Genomic DNA, 17,133 nt, shown 5'->3' on the forward strand with positions numbered 1-17,133 from the left:
AGGACTGACTGCCCCCTACGTTACCCAGTGCGGTGCCCCGGGCGCAGGTGTTGACACGGCAATACGCCAAGGGCGAACGCGGCGATCATGCGAGATGTTCCCCCAGCAGGGCGAACGCGCCGCTGACGGCACCGGCCCTGACCGAGGCTCGATCGCCGCTCAAGGCCAGTGTGCGGACGGTGAGCGTGCTCACGCCCGCGAGACCGACATGGACGGTGCCGGGCGCGACGCCGTCCTGCCCCGCCGGACCCGCGACACCGGTCAGGCCGAGGCCCCAGGTCGCGCCGCAGCGGTCCCGCGCGCCGACGGCCAACTGAGCCGCGACCTCGGGATGGACCGCGCCATGGGTGGCGAGGAGGTCTTCGTCGACCCCGGCGAGCGAAGCCTTGAGGTCGGTGGCGTAGACGATCAGGCCGCCCCGGACGACGGCGCTCGCTCCGGGGACCTCGGTCAGCGTCGCGCACACCAGTCCGGCGGTCAGCGACTCGGCGGTCGCCACCGTCTCCCTACGCTCGATCAGGTGAGTGATCAAGGTCTCAACTGTAGTGCCGGTCATGTGCCCGCTGCGCGCCGTCCGGCGGCGCGCAGCCGCACCGCGCGCACGACGTAGTCGAGGCCGGTCACGACGGTGAGCACGAGCGCGAGGCCCATCAGCACCCATCGCACCGGCTCGGCGGCCACCGGCAGGGGCAGCAGGTACGCGGTGATGGCCGCGACCTGCGCGAGCGTCTTGGCCTTGCCGCCCCGGCTGGCCGGGATGACGCCGTGCCGGATCACCCAGAACCGCAGCAGCGTCACGCCGATCTCGCGGATCGCGATGACGACGGTGACCCACCAGCCCAGTTCGCCGAGCACGCTCAGCCCGATCAGCGCGGCACCGATCAGCGCCTTGTCCGCGATCGGGTCGGCGATCTTGCCGAAGTCGGTGATCAGCCCGTACTTGCGCGCGACCCAGCCGTCGACCTGGTCGGTGAACGACGCGATGGCGAACAGCGCGGTGGCGATCGCCCGCCAGAAGGTGTCCGTCCCGTCGCCGGTGAACAGCGCCATCACGAACAGCGGCACGAGCACCAGCCGCGACATCGTGAGCAGGTTCGCCAGGTTCAGCGTCGGGACCGGGGTGGCCTCGGGCACCCGGGCATGCTCACCGCCCGTCCCCTCACCGGCCCCGGCGTCGCTCGGGGCGGCATTCACCGGTCGGCCTCGGGCGGCGCGGGCCGCACGATCAGGTCGACACCCTCGGAGTCGACGACCTCACAGCGCACGAAGTCACCCACCGCCAGCGAGGGAAGGTCGTCCGTTTCGATCAGGACGCATTCACCGTCGACCTCGGGAGCCTGGTGCGCGGCGCGGCCGATCGGGTCTTCGCCGTCCTCGGCCTGCTCGATCAGGACGTCGACGAAGTCGCCGATGCGGTCCTCGGCCCGCTGCGAGGTCAGCTCCTCGACCAGCGCGGAAATCCGCGCGACCCGCGCGGTCACCACGGACTCGTCGAGTTTGCCGTCGAAGGTCTCGGCCTCGGTGCCGTCCTCGTCCGAGTAGCCGAAGACGCCCACCGCGTCGAGCCGTGCGCCGTTCAGGAAGCGCTCCAGCTCGGCGACGTCCTCTTCGGTCTCGCCGGGGAACCCGACGATGACGTTCGTGCGGATGCCGGCGTTGGGCGAGTACTCGCGGATCTGGTCGCACAGCGCGAGGAACGAGTCCGTGGAGCCGAAGCGGCGCATGCGGCGCAACACGGTCTCGCTGGAGTGCTGGAAGGACAGGTCGAAGTAGTCGGCGACGCCCGGGGTGGTCGCGATGGCCTTGACCAGGCCGGGGCGCGTCTCGGCGGGCTGCAGGTAGGAGACGCGGACACGCTCGATACCGGGCACCGCGGCCAGGCGCGGGACCAGCAGTTCCAGCGCGCGGGCGCCGTCACGGCCGAAGTCCTTGCCGTAGGAGGTGGAGTTCTCCGAGACGAGAAAGACCTCCTTGACCCCGTTCTCCGCGAGCCACATGGCCTCGGCGACGATCTCGTCCGGCTGCCGGGAGACGAAGGAGCCACGGAACGACGGGATCGCGCAGAACGAGCAGCGGCGGTCGCAGCCGGAGGCGATCTTCAGCGCGGCCACCGGGGAGGTGTCGAGCCGGGTCCGCAGCACGCGCGGGCCCCAGCCGTGCTGCGCGTGCCCCGGCACCTCGACCGTCTCGGCGGCCGTCGGGCGCTGGACCGGGCTGATCGGCAGCAGCTTGCGGCGGTCGGAAGGCGTGTGGGACTCGACCTTGCGGCCCGCCACGACGTCGTCGAGACGGTCGGCGAGGTCGGCGTAGTGGTCGAAGCCCAGGACCGCGTGGGCCTCGGGCAGGTTCTCGGCCAGCTCGTTGCCGTAGCGCTCGGCCATGCAGCCGACGGCGACGACCTTCTTGCCGGTGTCGGCCGCGGCGAGCAGGGTGTCGACCGAATCCTTCTTGGCGGACTCGACGAAGCCGCAGGTGTTGACGACCACGACGTCGGAGTCCTCGGGCTCGGCGGCGAGCTCCCAGCCGCCCGCCGCCAGCCGTCCGGCGAGTTCCTCGGAATCGACCTCGTTGCGGGCGCAACCGAGGGTCAGCAAGGACACGCGGCGGGTGGCGACAGGATCAGTGGTGGGAGAAGGCACGTGCCTTAGGGTAGCTGGCCTGTTCTCGGGGTCGGCGATCGCTCGCTCGGGCGAGCCTTCGGCCTGCCATCGCGTCGAAGATGGCTTAATGGTGGATGTGCCGTCAGACCCCCTCGAACCGCCCCTCGACCGCCGCCCGAAAGTTCGCCGGGCGCGGATCGCGGACGTCCGCAAGATCAAGGCACTGGTCGACTCCGACGCGGGGACGGTGCTGCTGGAGAAGGAACTCGTCACCCTCTACGAGAGCGTCCAGGAGTTCTGGGTGGTCGAAGACGGCGACGACGTGCTCGGCTGCGGCGCCCTCCACGTGCTGTGGGAGGACATCGGCGAGCTGCGCACCATCGCGGTCGACAAGGCCACCCGGGGTCGCGGCATCGGGCACGCGCTGGTGGGGCAGCTGATCGACTTCGCCCGCGAGATCGGGCTGAAGCGGTTGTTCGTGCTGACCTTCGAGACCCGTTTCTTCGCGGGCCACGGGTTCGTCGAGATCGACGGCACGCCGGTGACCCAGGAGGTCTACGAGGAGATGCGGCGCTCGGCCGATCCGGGCGTCGCGGAGTTCCTGGACCTGCCGTACGTGAAGCCGAACACCTTGGGCAACAGCCGGATGCTGCTGGAGCTTTAGCTGAAGGGGACTTTCCCCGCATAGGACGCGGCGAAGGGCGCTTTCCCCGCATCGCATGCGGGGATGGGCCCCTTCAGCCCTTCTTCGCGTGGCGGGCGACCCGGACCCGGTTGCCGCACAGCGACGGCGTGCACCACACCCGCCTGCTGTTGGCCGCCACGAACAGCATCGAGCAGTCGTGCGCGCCGCATCGCCGCAGCTGGGCGGCGCGCGGCCCCGACACGAGGTCGATCGCGGCCACCGCGACGGCGGCGAGTGCGATCTCGCCGCCGTCCTCGCCGTGCCAGATCGTCTCGGCGCCCCGGGCGGTGAGCCGCGGGCTCGCCGGGACCGCCGCCGCGGCCGCGTTGACCCGCTCGACCGCCCACGCCTCGGGCTCCCGCGCGGCCACGGCCGCTTCCAGCAGCTCACGCACCGCTGACCGCAGCCGTCTCGTCTGCTCGGCCGACGGCGGCCGAGCACCCTCGGGCAGCCGCGGCGCCTGCGCCGACCAGAACCGGGCGTGGCCGTCGTCGAGCAGATCGATCGACGGCGAGGTGGCCAGCAAGACGGTGTCGGCGAGGTTCACCGCGAGATCGTCACCGGGAAGCGAGTCCAGATCGAGCATGCCTTGACAATATCAGGTACTAATGGTTAAAAACAGTTCTAACCATTAGGGAGTGTTCATGGCGACCATCCGGCACCGTTCGGTCCAGCTCGGCGACGTCGAGGTCTTCTACCGCGAGGCGGGCGATCCCGACGCGCCCGTCTTGCTCCTGCTGCACGGCTTCCCGACGTCGTCGCACCAGTTCGTCCGGCTGATGCGACGGCTCGCCGGGAAATGGCGGCTCATCGCGCCGGATCTGCCCGGCTTCGGCCGGACCGTGACTCCCGAAGGGTTCACGTTCACCTTCGACCGGCTCGCGGAGGTGCTCGGCGAGTTCACCGACGCGCTGGAGCTGCGCCGCTACGCGCTCTACGTCTTCGATTTCGGGGCTCCGGCGGGCCTGCGGCTGGCCGTCTCGCGGCCGTCCGCGGTCACGGCGCTGATCACGCAGAACGGCAACGCCTACGTCGAAGGGCTCGGGCCCGCGATGCCGGACTTCGCGACCCTTACCGACGAAACCGAGGCGAAGCGCGAATTCGCGAAGAACCTCGAACCGGCGCAGATCGAGTACCAGTACACCGGCGCCCGCGATCCGGAGACCATCGATCCCGCGAACTACCTGCTGGACCAGTACTTCCTCGAGCGTCCTGGCCGCGCGGAAGCGATGCTCGACCTGTTCTGGGACTACCGGAACAACCCTCCCGCGTACCCGAAGTTCCAGGCGTGGCTGCGGGAAGCCCAGCCACCCGTGCTCGCCGTGTGGGGCCGCAACGACCCGTTCTTCGTCCCGGCGGGAGCCGAAGCCTTCCGGAACGATGTTCCCTCGGCGGAGGTCCATTTCTTCGACACCGGGCATTTCGCGTTGGAGGAGGACGTCGAACCGATCAGCGAGCTGATCGACCGCTTCCTGACGGCGCGTCTCTGAAAGGCGGCACAGGGACACCTCGGTCACCGACCACCTGCTCAGCACGACACGGTCGGTCCGCCTCAAATCTGATCGACGTGATCGACCGGGTGCCGGTGTACGTCATCCCTGACCGGCAGGCCGAGCGGCGACAACGCGACCGACGCCGCCTTCTACGGCGGGATCTTCCCGGCGGTGTGGAACTTCCAGCCGGTGCTGCGCTCGCGCGGCCTCGGGCTGCTGCCGGTCACCTACACGACAGTGCCGGACTTCAAGCCCGCGTCGCGCGTGCCGCTGTCGGACGTCGCGTATCTCGACGGCTGGGGCGACGCGCTCTAAGCCTTGGACACCCGCAGGGTGACCTGGTCGCCCCCCGAGCTCACGGCGACCAGGTCCACCCGGCAGGCGGCGAACTCGACGGACTGCCTGCCACCGCGTGCGGTGGAGGCGACCTCCGCCGTCGTCCGCTCACCGCGTCCGGGTTCGGCGAGGGTCAGTTCGACCACGGCCTCCCCTTCCCAGACGCAGACCATGCCCTCGGCGCAGCGGGAATCGGACACCAGCCGCGCGAAGCGGATGCTGACGTCCTTCGACGCGACCTCGGTCGTGTCACCGGCCTTGAGGACGACGGTTTCCCCCAGCTCCACGGTGCCCTGCGGCTTCTCTTGAGGCTTGGGAGCAGGTTGAGGCTGCTGGTGCGCCGGCGCGGGCTGGACCAGCGTGGGCTGGACGGCCGCGGGTTGTTCGCGCGCGGCGGAGCTGCCTGCCCCGCACGCGAGGCCGACCAAGGCGCAGAGCACGACGAGCAGCTTCTTGGGGTCCACGGGCTAGGGACGTAACGGAGCCGCCGGTCCGTTGCATCGGTCCCTCAAGTCGTCCTGCCCCCGTGCAATGAAAGGCCCGTTACTGGCAAATTTTGCCAGTAACGGGCCTTTCATTGCACGCCTCGGGACGGAAGTCAGAACCCCAGGCCCGGCTCAGTCGTCGTCGGAGACGTCCCCGCCGTTCGCGTCCCCGCCACCGCGGATCATGAACAGCACCGACTCCAGCTCCTCCGGCTTGATCAGCACGTCCCGCGCCTTCGAGCCCTCCGAGGGACCGACGACACCCCGGCTTTCCAGCAGGTCCATCAGGCGCCCGGCCTTGGCGAACCCGACGCGCAGCTTCCGCTGCAGCATCGACGTCGAGCCGAACTGCGAGGTGACGATCAGCTCGGCGGCCTGCAGGAGGACATCGAGGTCGTCGCCGATGTCGGAGTCGATCTCCTTCTTCTCGCCAGCCTTCGCCGCGGTGACGCCGTCCTGGTAGTCCGGCTGCGCCTGCTCCTTCGCGAAGTTGACGACGGACGCGATCTCCTCGTCGCCGACGAAGGCGCCCTGGATGCGGACCGGTTTCCCGGCACCCATCGGCAGGTACAGCGCGTCACCCATACCGATGAGCTTCTCCGCGCCCGGCTGGTCGAGGATGACTCGCGAGTCGGTGAGCGAGGACGTCGCGAACGCCAGCCGCGAAGGCACGTTGGTCTTGATCAGGCCGGTCACGACGTCGACCGACGGGCGCTGGGTCGCCAGGACCAGGTGGATACCGGCCGCACGCGCCTTCTGGGTGATCCGGACGATCGCGTCCTCGACGTCGCGCGGGGCGGTCATCATCAGGTCGGCGAGCTCGTCGACGATCGCCATGATGTACGGGTACGGCGCGTAGACGCGCTCGCTGCCGGGCGGCGCGGTGATCTCGCCCGAGCGCACCTTCTTGTTGTAGTCGTCGATGTGCCGGACCTTGTTGACCTGCATGTCCTGATACCGCTGCTCCATCTCCTCCACCAGCCAGGCCAGCGCCGCGGCGGCCTTCTTCGGCTGGGTGATGATGGGCGTGATCAGGTGCGGGATGCCCTCGTACGGGGTCAGCTCGACCATCTTCGGGTCGATCAGGATCATCCGGCACTCGTCCGGCGTCGCCCGCGCGAGCAGCGACACCAGCATCGAGTTCACGAAGCTCGACTTACCGGAACCGGTGGATCCCGCCACCAGGAGGTGCGGCATCTTGGTCAGGTTCGCGGTGACGAAATGGCCTTCGATGTCCTTGCCGAGCCCGATGACCATCGGGTGGTTGTCCTTGACCGTCGACGGCGCGCGCAGCACGTCGCCGAGGCGCACCATCTCGCGGTCGGAGTTCGGCACTTCGATGCCGACCGCGGATTTGCCGGGGATCGGTGCCAGCAGCCGGACGTTGTCGGTCGCCACCGCGTAGGCGATGTTCTTGGTCAGCGCGGTGATCTTCTCGACCTTCACGCCGGGGCCGAGTTCGACCTCGTACCGGGTGACCGTCGGGCCCCGCGTGAAGCCGGTGACCTGCGCGTCGACGTTGAACTGGTCCAGCACGCCGGTGATCGCCTCGATCATGGCGTCGTTGGCCTTGCTGCGGGACTTCGGCGCGTCGCCGAGCTTCAGCAGGTCCGGCGGCGGGAGCTTGTAGTCGCCCTCGACGGTCCTGGTGACCGCCATCGGCGGCTCGGCCTTCTTCGGCTTCTTCTCTTCGACGGCGTTTTTGGATGAACTCTGCGGGGCGGGTTTCGGCGGGCGCATCGGCGTCGGCGGTTCGGCCAGCGCGGCTTCGATGTCGAGCTGCTCGCCCGCGTTGTCACCGGCGCCCTGGCGCCGCCGCGACGGCTTCCGCAGGCGGACCGACTTCGGGTCGGCTTCGGTGACGGCGTCGCGTTCGTCGTGGATGGCCTTGCGCTCGGCTTCGGCCTCTTCGATCTCTTCGGGGTCGAGACCCCAGTTGCGCAAGCGATGCGGGATCTCCCGGACCGGGGTCCCGGTGAACACGAGCGTGCCGAACAGCAGCACCAGCACCAGCAGCGGCACGGCGACCCAGGTGGTGACCCCCATCGTCAGCAGGCCGCCGGAGAACGCGCCGATCACCCCACCGGCGTACATCCGGCCGTCGTTGCTCTCGGGCAGCGCGGTGAAGATGTGCAGCAGGCCGAGCACGGACAGCACGACCAGCAGCGTGCCGATGACCATCCGCGGCCGGGCCTCCGGCACCGGTTCCGAGCGCATCAGCGCGACGGCGACCACGGTGAGCACCAGCGGCAGCGTCACCGCCCCCGCACCGAGGAGCGAACGGGCGCCGACCTCCACCCAGCCACCGATCGGGCCCGCGGCCCGCCACCAGACACCGAACGCGATCACCAGCGCCAGCGCGATCAGGCCCAGCGCGAGCCCGTCGCGGCGGTGTTCGGGTTCGAGTTCACGACTGCGGCCGACCGTCCTCGCGAGGGTTCCCAGCCCCTTCGCGAGCAGGTTCCAGGTGCCGCGCACGCCTTTGGCGAACGTGCCGGAAGACTTCTTCCTGGCCGCCGGACGCCGTGGCGCGGGCTTCCTCGCCGCCGTTGACCTGGGCTTCGCCGGGGTACGCGGCTTTCGCGCCGGCCCCTTGCTGCCGCCGCTTCGCGCCGTACTCCGCTTTCTGGTCGTCGACCCGCTAGCCATGCCACCACGGTAACCGCCTCGACCCTCCAGCCCCGGCTGCCACTCGGGGCACATCCGGAACATTCGTCTCAGGTCACAGCTTGAGCGGCCATCCGGGTGAAAGGGGGCTCATGACATGCTCTGCCCCATGTTCGCGCTGCATCAGGATGAGAATTCGGCTCGCCGCGCCCCAGCGATCTGGCGCACGATGCTGAACATCGACCGGGGGCTGGTCAACTTCGTCGGCAAACTCACCGTGACCGGCGGTGTGCCCGCGGAACTGCGCCGGAAGCCCTTGCTCATGACGGCCAACCACATCGGCGTGTTCGACGCGTTCGTGCTGATGGCGGCCTGCAAACGGATCGGCATCAACCCGCGGTTCATGCTGGCGGGCGGCATCCTCGACGCGCCGGTCATCGGCCCGGCGCTGCGGGTCAGCGGTCACCTGCGGGTCGACCGCAAGGAGGCCTCGACGGCCATCGGCCAGTTCGCCGAGGCGGCCGAGGCCCTGCGCACCACGCGCGACCCGCTCATCGTCTACCCCGAGGGCCGGATCAGTCACGATCCCGGCCTGTGGCCGGAGCGCGGCAAGACCGGCGCCGCGCGGCTCGCGCTGGCCGCCGGGGTGCCGGTGATCCCGATCAGCCAGTGGGGCGCGCACGAAGCCGTCTTCTGGGGGACGGAGACCGTCAACGGCCCCGCCGACCTGGTACCGCTCGCCAAGTCCGGGCTGAGCGCGCCCATGCGGCGTCCCCGGTTCAAGGTGCATTTCGGTGACCCGGTGGACCTGTCGGAGGTCGAGCCGGAGCGGCCGGGCGCCGGGGTCCGCGCGCACGCCAAGATCATGCAGGCGATCACGGACGGCATGGTGCCGCTGCGCCGCGACGAGCTGGACAAGCCGCGGTTCCACGACCCGACCAGGCCGACCGACACCGTCAGTCCCTGGAAGAAGTACTGAGTTCCGGATCCTGAGACGGGTGCTCGCGCTCGCCTAAGGTCGGCGGACGTGAGCACCCGCATCCTCGTCGTCTACTACAGCGCGACCGGAAACACCGCGAAACTGGCGTCGGCGCTGGCCGACGGCGCCCGTGAGACCGAAGCCGACGTCCGCGTCCGCACGGTTCCCGAGACCGCCCCGCCCGGTGCCGTGGCGAGCAATCCGCGCTGGCAGGCGTGGGTCGACGCGGGCCCGCACCACGAGACGGCGACGCTGGAAGACCTGGAGTGGGCCGACGGTTTCGCGGCCGGGAGCCCGACCCGGTTCGGCGGCCCCGCCGCCCAGCTGAAGTCCTATTTGGACAGTACCGGCGGCCTGTGGGCCAAGGGAAAGCTGGTCAACAAGGTCGCGACGTCGTTCACCACCGCGTCCACCGCGCACGGCGGCCTCGAATCGACGGTGCTGGCGACGAACAACATCTTCTATCACTGGGGCGCCATCGTCCTGCCGCTCGGCTACACCGATCCGCGGCTGCTCGAATCGGGCAATCCCTACGGCGGCTCGTTCGTCTCGCGCAAGTCCTCCGAACCCGACGACCTCGCCCTGGACGCCCTCCGCCTGCAGGGGCGGCGGCTCGCCACCGTCTCGCGCTACGTCGCCGACGGCCTGTTCAAGGACGGCTGACGGGAACCGCCAGGCCGTCTCCCGCGTCGTAGGGTGGTCACACAGCGTCACGCTACGGGAGGAAGCGGGATGACCGGCGGATACGAGGTGGTCCTGGAAGCGATCGGCGCCGCGTCAAGCGCGGCGGAACGGGCTTCGGGCGACGTCGGGCAGGTGAACCTCGCGGCCACGCTCGACGGTGTGGCGGCGGGCCTGCCGGGCGGCGTGTCCGGTGAAGCGGCGGGACTGCTCGCGGACGCGTGGGGCCGCACGGTGCCCGGCTGGGCGGCGAACACCTCGGAGTACGCCGACCAACTCGGCGAAGCCGCTGCCCGCTACCGCTCGAACGAGCTGACGGCGTCCCGGGAACTCCCCGTCTGATGCTCACCTGGGGCGACGTGCGCCGATGGGATCCGGCCGCGATCGGCGCGGTCGCCGACGCGCTCAACGACGGCTGCACGCGGATCATCGCCGCGAACGACGACGTCGAGTCCATGACCCGGTTCCCCGGCTGGCTCGGCGAGGCCGCCATAGCCGCGTCGACGCGGGGCGAATCGCTGACCTCCACCCTGGAACAACTCGTGGCCGAAGCGGCCGCGGTCCGGCGGGGCGCGCACGAGGTGCAGATCGCGCTGGACCGGATCGTCGCGTTCGTGCGGGAGACCGACGAACTCGCCTCCCGGAACGGCCTGCGCATCGGCTCCGGCGGGGAGATCACTTCTTCCGGTGGGCCTTCGGAGCCTCGCGTGATGACGGAACTGGCCGACCGGATCGAACAGATCCTGCGCCGCGCCACCGACGTCGACGCCGATTTCGCCGCCATCCTGCACCGGGCCCTGCGCGGCGAGATCACCGAACAGGGTGGCGGCACCCTCGCCCAGGCCGCGGACACCGGCGCTGCGCAAAGCGGCCTGTCGATCATCGGGCCGCCCGAGAACGGCTCCCCCGGAGACAACAAGGCCTGGTGGGACAGCCTGTCGGATACGGCGAAAGTCGCTCTGCTGCAAGGAAATCCGGGTCTCGTCGGGAATCTCGACGGCATCCCGGCCACCGACCGCGACGCCGCCAACCGCGCCGTCCTCGCCAGTGAGATCGCGCGGCTCCAAGGCGATCCGAAGGTGAAAGGCCTGGAAGCCATCGCGCAGCGGCTGGACCAGCCGGAACCGCGGGCGTTCCTGCTGGGACTGAACACCGGCGGCGACGGGAAGGCGATCGTGTCGGTGGGAAACCCGGACACGGCGACGAACGTGGCGACGTACGTGCCGGGAACCGGGTCGGAACTGGCGAGGATCGGCGGCGACCTCAACCGCTCCGACAAGATGTGGGCCGTGGCGACCACCGCGGGCTCACCGTCGACGGCGGTGATCACCTGGCTCGGCTACGACGCGCCGAATGAGATCACCGACGCCGCGAGCGAAAAGTACGCCGACGGCGGTAAAGCCGCCCTCGCCGGATTCCAGGACGGACTACGGGAAACGCATCAGGGACCGCCGTCGCACAACACGGTGCTGGGCCACAGCTACGGCACGACGGTCGTCGGTCATGCCGCCCGCGACGGCGGCCTCGCCGCGGACGAACTCGTCTTCGTGGCGAGCCCGGGCGTCGGCGCGCACGACGTGAGCGAACTGCACCTCGATGGAGTGGATCAGGGCGAAGTCGGCAAGCATGTGCACGCGACGGTGGCCGAACACGACATGATCAACCTGGCGAACCTCGAGATCGCCGGATACGACCTGGTGCTCGGCCAGGACCCGACCGACACGGACTTCGGCGGACAGGTGTTCACCTCGGCGCCGGGGACGGACGGGTTCGGCGGGTACAGCCAGGAGGCGCACAGCGAATACTGGGAAGACAACAACCCCTCGTTGACCAACCTCGGCCAGATCATCGCTGGATTGCCGACGACATGACCAACCGGGCTCTTCCGGCCATCTTCGCCCTGCTGATACTTTCGGCGGCTTGTTCCCCTGGAGGTGGGAGCGACATGAAATCGACGATCACCGAGCAGCAGGCTCACGACAAGGTCGAGAAATACATTCAGGACGCGCTCGAAGCCTTGCCCGCCGCTGCCGAGTTGAAGTTGTTCACGCGGAATCGTTCGGAGTGCACTGACCCCACCGACAATGGCCCGCAAGGCCGTTTCGAGATCTCCGCTACTTACGAGGTCGTCGGACTGGACTCCGAACGGTTCCCTGAGCACTTCACGGCGATCATTCAGTGGTGGGAATCGCACGCCTTCAAAGTCTTGACCGACTCGCGGCCGACAATTCAGTATCTCTTCGCGCGCAACACCGGCGATGCCTTCGACATGTCGATCAAGGCGAACAGTCTGGGCAAGCTCTACCTCGGCGCGACCTCACCCTGCGTCTGGCCGAACGGCACCCCCGAACCCCAGGCCCTCGAAGCGCCTGCCGCCGCTCCACCAGAACCGGAATCGGAACCCGCTCCGGCCCGCAAGCCTCGCCGCGCACCCGTCGATGACGACGACTTCGACCGGACCGACTGGACCGACGGCGGCACCTCCTTCTGAGTTTCGGTGACCGTGTGGATTTCGGGACGTCAGATGTCCCGAAATCCACACGGTCCTGCGAGACCATCCCTGTCACGACAGATTCGGGCACCAAACCCAGCCGCTGGGAAAACGGCTCGCCCCACGGTCCCCCGGCCTCTACCCTCCGGCCGTGACCGCCGAACTCGCCGCCCCCGCCCAGCACGTCGCGCACCGCGGCCGGGGCATCGTGCTCATCCTGCTCGCCGCGCTCTTCTTCGGGACGTCGGGCGTGCTGGGCAAACCGGCGATGCAGGCGGGGATGTCACCGGAGCAGGTCGCGGCGATCCGCATCGGGCTGTCGGCGATCGTGCTGCTCGCGCTGGTCGCCGTCTTCCGGCCGAAGCTGCTCAAGGTGACGAAGCGCGAGTGGCCGCTGCTGCTGGCGTACGGCTCGCTCGGCGTGGCCGGCGTCCAGCTCATGTACTTCCTCGCGGCGGGCCGGATCCCGGTCGGGATCGCGATCCTGCTCGAGTTCACCTCGCCGGTGCTGATCGCGCTGTGGGTGCGGTTCGTCCGCCGCGTGCGGCTGCCGAGGGCGATGTGGGCGGGGATCGCGCTGGCGATGACCGGGCTCGTCCTGGTCGCGCAGGTTTGGGAAGGCCTCAGCCTGGACGTCGTCGGGTTGCTCGCCGGACTGGGCGCGGCCGTCTGTTCGGCGGGGTACTTCCTGCTCGGGGAACGCGGCGTCGCGGACCGGGATCCGCTCGGCATGGTCACCTGGGGGATGACGGTCGGCGCGGTCCTGGTCTGCGCGGTCGCTCCACCGTGGACGATCCCGTGGGGTGTCCTCGGCACCCCGGCGACGTTCGGGCCGTGGCAGCCGCCGGTGTGGTCGCTGCTGATCGCGCTGGTGCTGATCGCGACGGTGATCGCCTACGCGACGGGGATGGCGGCGCTGCGCCATCTCCCGGCGTCGGTGGCGAGTGTCGTCGGGCTGGTGGAGCCGCTGATCGCCGCGGCCGCCGCCTGGTTGCTGCTGGGTGAGGCGCTCAGCTGGATCCAAGCCGCGGGCGCGGTCGTCCTGCTGACCGGCGCGTACATCGTGCAGCTGAACTCGAACGTGGTCCAGACGGACTCAACCGTTCTGGAGGCCCCGTAGATCCCCGATCTCCTGCTGCTGCGAACGCGAAGTCGTCGCGGCGAGATCGCGGGCGTCGGGGTTGCGGCCGTGCTGGGTTTCGGCGTCGGCGATGCGGACACCCGACTCGCGCTGGCGGATCAGCCGCGCGACGAACTGGCGGTCGAAGTCCTTTCCGGACAGTCCCGCCAGTTCCGCCATGTCACCCGGGCTGATGTAGCCGTCGCGCTGGATGTGTTCGAGGTTCGGGTCGTCCGGTGCGGGCTGGCCCCAGGACTCGATGAGCCCGGAAAGCCGCGCGATCTCCGGTTCGTGCGTGTCGATGACCCGCTTCGCGAGCACCTTCAGCTGGGCGTCGTCCGCCCGGGATTCCGCCAGGGAAGCCAGATCCACGCCCTGCTGGTGATGCGCGAGGGCCTGCCGCGCGAAGGCGACATCGGCGTCGTTGAACGGAACGGCGGCCTGCTGCGCCAGCGGTGACGACCCGGGCGGCGCCGTCTGGGCTTGGGGTGCCTCGTCCGAACAGCCCGCGAGCACGGCGGCCAGGGCGACGGCAGGCAGGAACCGGAGGACGGCGTGCGGCATCGAAGAGCTCCTCGGAACGCGCGGTGGAGGTGCCTAGGTTCGCAGAGTCCACATCGGCCTGTTCACCGGGGGTTGCGCAAACACTTTTCCTCTGGCTCTTGCGGTGCGACAATCCCGCGATTCACCGCCACTGGCGACAGGAGGCAACAGCGAATGGGCGCCGAAACCACCCCGGAACGGACGACCGAGCGGGCGGGCCTGCGCCCGGACCTGCGGCAACGCCACGTCCGGATGATCGCGCTGGGCGGCATCATCGGCGCCAGCCTGTTCATCGGCAGCGGCGCGGTCATCCACACCGTCGGCCCGGCTGCCGTCCTCTCCTACGCCATCGGCGGCCTGATCGTCGTGCTGGTGATGCGGATGCTCGGCGAGATGGCGACGGCCGCGCCGTCGCAGGGCTCCTTCATGGAATACGCGCGGACCTCGCTCGGCGGCTGGGCGGGTTTCACCGTCGGCTGGCTGTACTGGTACTTCTGGGTCGGCGTGGTCGCGTTCGAGGCCGTCGCCGGGGCGAAGATCCTCCAGACGTGGATTCCCGTTGTGCCGCAGTGGATCTTCTCGCTCGTGCTGATGCTGCTGCTGACCGCGACCAACCTCGCCTCGGCCCGGTCGTTCGGGGAGACGGAGTTCTGGCTCGCGTCGGTCAAGATCGCCACGATCGTGGTGTTCCTCGTGGTGGGCATCCTGTTCGTGCTCGGTGCCTGGCCCGGCGGCTCGTTCTCGGTCGGCACCATCGCGCAGGACGGTTTCCTGGCCAACGGCCCGTTCTCGGTGGTGCACGGCGTGGTGATCGTGATCTTCTCCTACTTCGGCGCGGAGATCGTCACCATCGCCGCCGCCGAGTCACGGGAGCCCGAAACGGCCGTGCGCAAGGCGACCTCGTCGATCGTCTGGCGGGTCATCGTGTTCTACGTCGGTTCGGTGACGCTGCTGGTGATGATCACCGGCTGGCGCGACATCCCGACCACGACGAGCCCCTTCGCCGCCGCGTTCGGCCGGTTCGGCATCCCCGCGGCCGAGACGATCGTCAGCGCGGTGGTGCTCACGGCCGTGCTGTCCGTACTGAATTCCGGGCTGTACACCGCTTCCCGCATGCTGTTCGCGTTGCACGGCAACGGCTGGGCGCCGAGATGGATCGCCGACACGAACCGGCGTGGCGTGCCGTGGAAGGCCATCCTGGTGTCCACTTCGGTCGGTTACGTCGCCGTGGTGATGAACTTCGTGTCACCGGACAAGATCTTCTACTTCATCATCAACTCCGCGGGCGCCGTCGCGTTGTTCGTCTACGCGATCATCGCCGGCTCCCAGCTCCGGATGCGGCGCCGCCTGGAGACCGAGGCACCGGAACGGCTGAAGCTGCGCATGTGGGGCTACCCATGGCTCAGCTGGCTGACCCTCGCCGGGACGCTGGCCGTGGTCGCGTCGATGCTGTTCGTGGACTCGGACACCCGCGCCCAGTTGTACCTGAGCCTGCTCAGCCTCGCGGTGATCCTCGGCGTCTACTTCATCCAGCGCCGGCGATCCGGCCGAGAGCCCCGTAAAACACCTCCCCGATCTTCGCGGGATCCCGGCTGAGGAAGGCCTGCCCACCGGCGGGCGCGACGAGCTGCCGGAGTTCGGTCTCGTCGGCGTCCGGGCCGATCCCGATGGCGATCAACGGCACCGGGCGATTCCGGTCGCGCAGCTTTCCCAGCTCGGTCAGCAGGTTCTCGCGGCTGATGCCACCGGGATCGGTGTTGCGGCCGTCGGTCATCACGATGACCAGGTTCAGCTTCTCCGGCTCCCATTCCTTGTGCGCCAGCCGATAGACGTCGAGGACACTGTCGTAGAGCCCGGTCTGCCCGTCGGGGACGGCGCGAACCGCGCGCAACCTGTCGACCGCGGTCAGCTGCCGCCCGACCGGCGCCATCGGCAGGATCTCCCGGTAGTCGCGCTCACCGTCCACTTTGGTCGCGAAGGCCAGGAAACGGACCTGTGAGGTGGATTTGAACAGATGCAGGGCGTTCTCCGCCGCTTCCAGCGTGATCTGGAGCCGGGACTTGCCGGTTCCCGGGACCGGCGCGCTCATCGAACCCGAGACGTCGATGAGCACCTGCACCCGGGCGCTCGCGTTCACGCCCGCCCACTGGCTGAGCGCTTTGTCGACCTCGGCGACGGCCGGGATCTCGGCACTGCGCTGCCCCTGCGCAGAAACGCGCTGATCGGTTTCGGTCAGCCGCAACGCCTGCCCGCCCGGGGCGCGGAGACCGGACCGCGTGCTCGTCGCGGCACCGTTGAGCAGCGCCCGCTTCAGCTCCGCGACCGCCTTGCCCTGCTGCGGAGTCGCGCCCGCGATCTCGACGAACGGGTAGTCGAGTGACGGCGACGCGGGTGAGTACGCGGCCACCAGGGCGGCCTCGCCGTCGGAAAGCTCGGCGTTGTGCCGCAGCACCGCGTTCTCCGACGCGGGGAACACCGTCAGCGAAGCGGATGTCGCGTCGAAGGTGTTGGCGGCGAACTTCCGGAGCAAAGCCACGTACGCGCCGGCGGGATCCGAGGCACTCTTCGTGACGTCGCGGAGCGCCTGCAGCGCGGAGACGCCGACGGGGTCGCGCGCGGGATCCGGCATTCCGGCGACGATTCCGGCGCTGCCGAGGACGTCCGGCCAGGTCAGCGTCTTGCGCGGCCAGCCGAGCCCGCTCGCGACGGGTTCCGCGACCGCGAGCACCACCGGCGAACTGGCCACCGACGGCCCCGAGAGAGGAACACCGTTGGCGCGTCGGAGAAACAGCGTCGAGGACGGGATCCAGGCTTGAGGCTTCGGCGCGGTCCCGGACAACTCCTCCGCCATCTGGAGGGATTCCCGGGGCTGGACGTCGAAAGCGACGCAGGCGAGTGCGAGGTCACGGGCGGTCTCGGTGACGGCGGGGGCGATGTCGGGCGACGCGGCGACGACCACCCGCGCGGGCTCGCAGCCGGGATCGGATCGCGCCATGGCCACCGCCACCCAGGTGGCCGCGCCGAGCACGGCCGCCAGCGCGAGCGCCAGTAGCGGGAGCAGCATCCGTCTTCGGGTCCGGGCGGTGGTGTGGCGTCCCATCGACTCTCCCGGT

At 69.6% G+C, this 17,133-nt stretch carries 19 protein-coding genes; 11 read left to right on the plus strand and 8 right to left on the minus strand.

The window, feature by feature from the left end; all coding sequences use genetic code 11:
- Window positions 1-85: 85 nt before the first annotated feature.
- The 3 genes from ACLJRM_RS34110 to rimO are packed head-to-tail and all read right to left on the minus strand — an operon-like array spanning window position 86 to window position 2,639.
- Window positions 86-556, minus strand: coding sequence for a CinA family protein (locus tag ACLJRM_RS34110; protein ID WP_410665434.1), 471 nt, complete (start codon window positions 554-556; stop codon window positions 86-88).
- Entirely contained in the window at window positions 553-1,194 is a 642-nt protein-coding gene (gene pgsA, locus ACLJRM_RS34115; protein WP_101606322.1) for a CDP-diacylglycerol--glycerol-3-phosphate 3-phosphatidyltransferase, read from the minus strand. The genes ACLJRM_RS34110 and pgsA overlap by 4 nt, the downstream gene beginning before the upstream one ends.
- Window positions 1,191-2,639 (minus strand): 30S ribosomal protein S12 methylthiotransferase RimO, encoded by a 1,449-nt coding sequence (rimO, locus tag ACLJRM_RS34120; protein WP_410665435.1) that lies wholly within the window; start codon window positions 2,637-2,639, stop codon window positions 1,191-1,193. Before rimO ends, pgsA begins: the two co-directional genes overlap by 4 nt.
- Window positions 2,640-2,727: 88 nt before the next feature.
- Here rimO and ACLJRM_RS34125 point away from each other — a divergent pair, with 88 nt between their 5' ends.
- A complete protein-coding gene (locus ACLJRM_RS34125; RefSeq protein ID WP_101606320.1) occupies window positions 2,728-3,264 on the plus strand; it encodes an amino-acid N-acetyltransferase in 537 nt (178 codons plus the stop codon).
- A 73-nt stretch (window positions 3,265-3,337) separates the two neighbouring features.
- Here ACLJRM_RS34125 and ACLJRM_RS34130 read toward each other — a convergent pair whose 3' ends face one another.
- Window positions 3,338-3,871, minus strand: coding sequence for an ABATE domain-containing protein (locus ACLJRM_RS34130; protein WP_410665436.1), 534 nt, complete (start codon window positions 3,869-3,871; stop codon window positions 3,338-3,340).
- A 58-nt stretch (window positions 3,872-3,929) separates the two neighbouring features.
- Here ACLJRM_RS34130 and ACLJRM_RS34135 point away from each other — a divergent pair, with 58 nt between their 5' ends.
- Window positions 3,930-4,775, plus strand: a complete 846-nt coding sequence (locus tag ACLJRM_RS34135) for an alpha/beta fold hydrolase (RefSeq protein ID WP_410665437.1) — start codon at window positions 3,930-3,932, stop codon at window positions 4,773-4,775.
- Window positions 4,776-4,949: 174 nt separating this feature from the next.
- Window positions 4,950-5,093 (plus strand): hypothetical protein, encoded by a 144-nt coding sequence (locus ACLJRM_RS34140; RefSeq protein ID WP_410665438.1) that lies wholly within the window; start codon window positions 4,950-4,952, stop codon window positions 5,091-5,093.
- Here ACLJRM_RS34140 and ACLJRM_RS34145 read toward each other — a convergent pair.
- Together ACLJRM_RS34145 and ACLJRM_RS34150 are read right to left on the minus strand one after the other, a co-directional pair.
- Entirely contained in the window at window positions 5,090-5,578 is a 489-nt protein-coding gene (locus ACLJRM_RS34145; RefSeq protein ID WP_101606317.1) for a hypothetical protein, read from the minus strand. The genes ACLJRM_RS34140 and ACLJRM_RS34145 overlap by 4 nt on opposite strands.
- 153 nt (window positions 5,579-5,731) lie before the next feature.
- Window positions 5,732-8,077, minus strand: coding sequence for a DNA translocase FtsK (locus ACLJRM_RS34150; protein ID WP_168214256.1), 2,346 nt, complete (start codon window positions 8,075-8,077; stop codon window positions 5,732-5,734).
- Between ACLJRM_RS34150 and ACLJRM_RS34155 the strand changes: the two genes are divergently transcribed.
- The 7 genes from ACLJRM_RS34155 (at window position 8,067) to ACLJRM_RS34185 (ending at window position 13,477) form a co-directional block, all read left to right on the plus strand.
- Complete coding sequence (locus ACLJRM_RS34155) at window positions 8,067-8,261, plus strand: hypothetical protein (protein WP_168214255.1); 195 nt, start codon at window positions 8,067-8,069, stop codon at window positions 8,259-8,261. The two genes, ACLJRM_RS34150 and ACLJRM_RS34155, sit on opposite strands and share 11 nt — an antisense overlap.
- Before the next feature lie 114 nt (window positions 8,262-8,375).
- Window positions 8,376-9,185, plus strand: coding sequence for a lysophospholipid acyltransferase family protein (locus ACLJRM_RS34160; protein WP_174720390.1), 810 nt, complete (start codon window positions 8,376-8,378; stop codon window positions 9,183-9,185).
- 48 nt (window positions 9,186-9,233) lie between these two features.
- Window positions 9,234-9,848, plus strand: coding sequence for an NAD(P)H:quinone oxidoreductase (gene wrbA, locus ACLJRM_RS34165; RefSeq protein ID WP_410602370.1), 615 nt, complete (start codon window positions 9,234-9,236; stop codon window positions 9,846-9,848).
- A 69-nt stretch (window positions 9,849-9,917) separates the two neighbouring features.
- The gene (locus tag ACLJRM_RS34170) at window positions 9,918-10,208 is read left to right on the plus strand and encodes a hypothetical protein (RefSeq protein ID WP_410665439.1); all 291 of its coding nucleotides are present in this window, start codon (window positions 9,918-9,920) and stop codon (window positions 10,206-10,208) included.
- Window positions 10,208-11,737, plus strand: coding sequence for an alpha/beta hydrolase (locus tag ACLJRM_RS34175; RefSeq protein ID WP_410665440.1), 1,530 nt, complete (start codon window positions 10,208-10,210; stop codon window positions 11,735-11,737). Before ACLJRM_RS34170 ends, ACLJRM_RS34175 begins: the two co-directional genes overlap by 1 nt.
- A gap of 74 nt (window positions 11,738-11,811) precedes the next feature.
- Window positions 11,812-12,357 (plus strand): hypothetical protein, encoded by a 546-nt coding sequence (locus tag ACLJRM_RS34180; RefSeq protein WP_410665441.1) that lies wholly within the window; start codon window positions 11,812-11,814, stop codon window positions 12,355-12,357.
- A 151-nt stretch (window positions 12,358-12,508) separates the two neighbouring features.
- Window positions 12,509-13,477: an EamA family transporter gene (locus ACLJRM_RS34185; protein ID WP_410665442.1), complete on the plus strand. Its 969-nt coding sequence runs from the start codon at window positions 12,509-12,511 to the stop codon at window positions 13,475-13,477.
- Here ACLJRM_RS34185 and ACLJRM_RS34190 read toward each other — a convergent pair.
- A complete protein-coding gene (locus ACLJRM_RS34190) occupies window positions 13,454-14,041 on the minus strand; it encodes a DUF305 domain-containing protein (protein ID WP_101606309.1) in 588 nt (195 codons plus the stop codon). The genes ACLJRM_RS34185 and ACLJRM_RS34190 overlap by 24 nt on opposite strands.
- Before the next feature lie 153 nt (window positions 14,042-14,194).
- On the opposite strand from ACLJRM_RS34190, the gene ACLJRM_RS34195 reads away from it, so the two are divergent.
- Entirely contained in the window at window positions 14,195-15,616 is a 1,422-nt protein-coding gene (locus tag ACLJRM_RS34195) for an amino acid permease (RefSeq protein ID WP_410665443.1), read from the plus strand.
- Here the strand turns inward: ACLJRM_RS34195 and ACLJRM_RS34200 are convergent.
- On the minus strand, window positions 15,546-17,120 hold the full coding sequence (locus ACLJRM_RS34200) for a VWA domain-containing protein (protein ID WP_101606307.1): 1,575 nt from the start codon (window positions 17,118-17,120) through the stop codon (window positions 15,546-15,548). The two genes, ACLJRM_RS34195 and ACLJRM_RS34200, sit on opposite strands and share 71 nt — an antisense overlap.
- Window positions 17,121-17,133: the final 13 nt, after the last annotated feature.

Origin of the sequence: Amycolatopsis sp. lyj-84 (assembly GCF_046549075.1) — a bacterium.
In the GTDB taxonomy this organism is placed as follows: Bacteria; Actinomycetota; Actinomycetes; order Mycobacteriales; family Pseudonocardiaceae; genus Amycolatopsis.